The 4,518-nt window shown below is 45.0% G+C and carries 3 protein-coding genes; 1 reads left to right on the plus strand and 2 read right to left on the minus strand.

Annotated features, from left to right (window positions below):
- Window positions 1-326, minus strand: a 326-nt coding sequence (locus tag ABYB02_RS14960) for a YqaA family protein (protein WP_372763207.1), incomplete at its 3' end; no start/stop codon positions are given.
- Between the two features lie 184 nt (window positions 327-510).
- Here ABYB02_RS14960 and ABYB02_RS14965 point away from each other — a divergent pair.
- On the plus strand, window positions 511-1,746 hold the full coding sequence (locus ABYB02_RS14965) for a TMEM143 family protein (protein ID WP_372763208.1): 1,236 nt from the start codon (window positions 511-513) through the stop codon (window positions 1,744-1,746).
- 60 nt (window positions 1,747-1,806) lie between these two features.
- Here the strand turns inward: ABYB02_RS14965 and ABYB02_RS14970 are convergent.
- On the minus strand, window positions 1,807-4,518 hold a 2,712-nt coding region (locus ABYB02_RS14970), incomplete at its 5' end, for an efflux RND transporter permease subunit (RefSeq protein ID WP_372763209.1).

The raw sequence follows: 4,518 nt of genomic DNA on the forward strand, positions 1-4,518 counted from the left end.
AAGCCTTGGCTTTGCATTTGTTGCTTAACATTGTCAAATTGCTCGGCACTGGAAAAATGACTGATCAGCCAATCGCCCAATAAATCAAATAAATAGTAACCCAATGCATAACCAAACAGCGCGCCAACAAGGCAACCCAGTGTTGCCATCAAGGCGATTAACCACAGTTTTTCTCGCCGCGCCTGCATCAATGGCACTAATACCGCTTCAAGTGGAATAGGCACTATGGTGGACTCTAAAAACGACGCCACAGTAATCCCCGTAAGCATATGTTTAGAGTCGATAAACTGCCGAGTTTTATGCTTAATTTTATTTTTAATCGCCAAAATCATTCCCTGCTATTTATAAGATGATTACTCAATGGTTTTATAATTACACAATGCGGTTAATCTACACTGAAATTAAGCGAGTAGATTTATCACGCATTATTAGGTTAACAAATTAGTAATATGTAAAAGAGTATTTTATTATCTGCCTATACCATTAAATCTCTATTAAGCAGTCCCTTTTATGCCAAGTGCGCGTTTTATTCCATTTAGAAAACAAGATATTGTTACTATGTGTAGCGAAGAGCTGAACAGCAACACAGAAAAAACATCGTTTCAGCAGTTCTGTGATTTATTAGCCAGCCTGATTCATTACAATTACCACGTCACACTTGAGTCACTGAAAAATAACTACGCGCCGTTTGATCCAAACAGCGACACGCGATCTTTAGCGCCCATCTCTGCGGCTCAAAAAGCGCAGTGCCAACGTGAGTTTGCTAACGCTTTTGCCAACGTTTTAAATGCTGCTAACTTCGAGCGGATCACCGACCAAGATTTAAAGGATGCGCTCACCGAAGAGTCGCTATTTAAAGTGCGCCTTGAGGTTGAGTTTGACGACTTTGCAGAAGTGGTATTTTATCGCCGGGGTGAGTCACAACGTAGCGAAACGCTATCTAGCTTTTGGGGATTACACAAAAAGCCGTTACAGTTTACTAATTACGACCGCGTGGCGGTGTTTATTCGCTTTAAAGATGAAGCCTACTTTGCGTCAAAAAACAAAAAAAATATCGGCTTTGAACCCAGTTCAACCATAGTTAAATTATTTCAAAATGTGCCAAAGGCCGATCTCGAAATGCTATTTCCTAATAGCGAAGTGCGGATGCGCCCGATTGATAAAGTCATTATTGGCTCATCGGCTTTAGTCGGTGGTGCGGTCGTATTAATAACTAAGCTGGGTGCATCAATCGTATTGTTATTTGCATTACTGGCTTTTTGGGGTGGCTTTAGTAATGAAGCCGTCGTTATGAGCCAACAGCATTTTATTAGCTTAGCAATTGGTATGGGCGTGTTTGGCAGCTTTATTTTTAAAGAATGGAGCAAGTTTAAAAACCGTAAAATAAAATTTATGAAAGCCCTTAGCGATAACCTGTACTTTAAAAACCTCGATAACAACGCCGGCGTATTTCATACCCTAATAGACGCCGCCGAAGAAGAAGACTTTAAAGAAGCCCTGCTTGCTTATACCTTTTTATTAAAATCGCCCAATGGCTTAAACGCACAAACGCTAGATGAGCAAATAGAGCATTGGTTTAAAAGCAAATATCAGTGCGACCTCGACTTTGAAATTAGCGACGCACTGGAAAAACTAGTGCGGATGCGTTTGGTAACTTGCAGTAGTGACGTGTATAGCGCGCTGAGTTTAGAGCACGCAAAAACCGTACTGGATGAGCGCTGGGATAACCTGTTTCAATATAATTAACAATAAAAAAGCAGCTGTAAATACAGCTGCTCTTTTGCTCAAGCGTTAAATAGCAAGCAGTTAAGCTAACTCAGCCTCTGCTTTTTTAGTAAATTTAGCATGCACTAACTTATAAAGTGCAGGCAATATTAATAGCGTAAGTAGCGTTGATGAAATAATACCGCCCACCACCACCGTTGCCAGTGGCCGTTGTAGCTCGGCGCCAGTACCGGTATTTAGCGCCATAGGCACAAACCCTAAGCTGGCCACCAAAGCGGTCATTAATACGGGGCGCAGCCGCGAAAGTGCCCCGCTTTGTATCGCTGCTATTAAACTTAGGCCATCGGCCCTTAATTGCTTAATAAACGACAACATAACCACGCCGTTTAACACGGCTACGCCACTTAACGCGATAAAGCCCACGCCTGCCGATATTGATAACGGCATGTCGCGCAGTAGTAACGCCAGTACGCCACCGGTAAGTGCAAGTGGTACGCCGCTAAATATAATCAACGCATCACGCAGCGAGCCAAACGCGCTATAAAGCAGGCCAAATATCAGTAATAAAGTCACTGGCACCACCAGTGACAAGCGCTTACTTGCCGATTGGAGCTGCTCAAACGTGCCGCCATATTCAAGCCAGTAACCACTTGGTAAGTTAAGCTGCGAATTTAAAGCGACTTGTGCATCACTCACAAAGCTTGCCAAGTCGCGCCCTGCTACGTTTGCAGTGACTACGACATTCCGCTTACCGCTTTCACGGTTTATTTGATTAGGCCCTTTAGCAATACTAATTGTGGCCACTTCGCCAAGCGGTACAAATGCCAGATCGGGGTTAGCACTTTTAGGCACCGCTACCGGTAAACGCGCAAGCTGTGTTATATCGCGCGACCAGCGCTCATCTAAACGCACTAATAACGAAAAGCGTTTATCGCCCTCATAAATAAGCCCGGTTTGCACGCCCCCTACCGCAGCACTGACACTTTGTTGTATATCATTTACGGTTAAACCTAACAGCGCCATGTGGTCGCGAAGCGGCGTTACCGACAGCGTGGGCAACCCTTCCATTTGCTCAAGTCGTACATCGGTTGCCCCGGGTATGTTTTGTACCAAGCTGGTGGCTTTTTCGCCATACCGTTTTAATATTGATAGCTCATCGCCATAAATACGCACTGCCACATCGGCGCGCACACCTGCAATTAACTCGTTAAAACGCATTTCTATTGGCTGCGTAAACTCGTAGTTATTCCCTGGTACTTGATTCACTAAATGACGAATTTGCTGCACCAGAGCTTCTTTACTTAAAGCGGGATTAGGCCACTGCTCTCGTGGTTTTAGCATTAAAAAGGTGTCGGCCACGTTAGGTGGCATAGGATCGTTTGCGACATCAGGGGTGCCAATTTTTGAAAATACTTTTGCCACTTCTGGCTTGGCTAATAGGGCTTGCTCTAGCTGTTGTTGCATTTTTACCGATTGTTCAATACCTGTACCGGTAATGCGCAGTGCATGCATGGCGATATCGCCTTCATCTAGTTGCGGTAAAAACTCAGCGCCCATCTTGTTAACTTTAACGCCAAGCGCAATCACTAACACGCCAGCCATAGTGACCATGACCCAAGGTAACTTAAGTGATAAACCGAGTAGTGGCTGATAGGCTTTTTTTAGCCCGCGCATAACCGCATTTTCACTTTCATTCACCTTGCCGCGCACAAATACCGCAATAGCGGCAGGTACAAAGGTTACTGCAAAAATAAGTGCACCGACTAATGCGGCAACCACAGTAAATGCCATTGGCTGAAACATTTTGCCCTCTACACCGCTTAGTGCAAACAAGGGTAAATACACCAGCATAATAATCAAAATGCCAAATACCGCTGGGCTGAATACTTCTTTAGTGGCAGTTGTCACAACCGTTAAACGCTCGTTTAGCGTCAGTAACCGGCCCTGTTTATGCTGCGCAAGGCCAAGTTGACGCAAACAGTTTTCAACCACAATAACAGCGCCATCAACAATTAAACCAAAGTCGATTGCACCTAAACTCATTAAATTACCCGATACCCGATTACCCACCATGCCGGTTATGGCAAATAGCATACTGAGCGGAATAACCATAGCGGTGATCAGTGCGCCGGTTACGTTACCCAGTAGCAGCAGTAAAATCACCATCACTAATACCGCGCCTTCAAACAGATTGGTTTTGACGGTAGCGATGGTTTTATCTACTAAGCTGGTTCTGTCGTACACGGCCTCAACCACCACGCCTGCAGGTAAGCTTAGCTGTACATCGTTGAGTTTATCAGCCATGGCTTTTGCCACTACGCGGCTGTTTTCACCAATTAGCATCATCGCGGTGCCAAGTACGGTTTCTTTGCCGTTATAGGTTGCCGCGCCGGTTCTGAGCTGTTTGCCCAAACGCACGTCAGCCACATCTTTTATACGCACCGGAGCATCATCGCGCTTAGCAACAACGGTATTAGCTATGTCATCAATGGTTTTAAGTTGCCCCGGTGAGCGTACTAAGTACTGTCCGTCAAAGCGTTCTATAAATCCGGCACCTTGATTACTGTTGTTTAACTCAAGTGCCGTAATTACATCGCTTAGCGTAAGCTTATACGCAATCAGCTTTTCGGGGATGGGCGCTACTTGGTACTGGCGCTCAAAGCCCCCTTGGCTGTTTATTTCGGTAACCCCTTTGACTTTTAGCAGCTGCGGACGAATAACCCAATCTTGCAAGATACGTAAGTCTTCGGCGTTAAATGGCGTGCCATCGTCTTTTAAGGCACCTTTATTTGC

The organism is Pseudoalteromonas sp. (genome assembly GCF_041613455.1).
Lineage (GTDB): Bacteria > Pseudomonadota > Gammaproteobacteria > Enterobacterales > Alteromonadaceae > Pseudoalteromonas.

Excerpts from the sequence above, each read along its gene's own strand:
- ABYB02_RS14965 (WP_372763208.1), top strand. The coding sequence starts at position 511 with ATGCCAAGTGCGCGTTTTATTCCATTTAGAAAACAAGATATTGTTACT.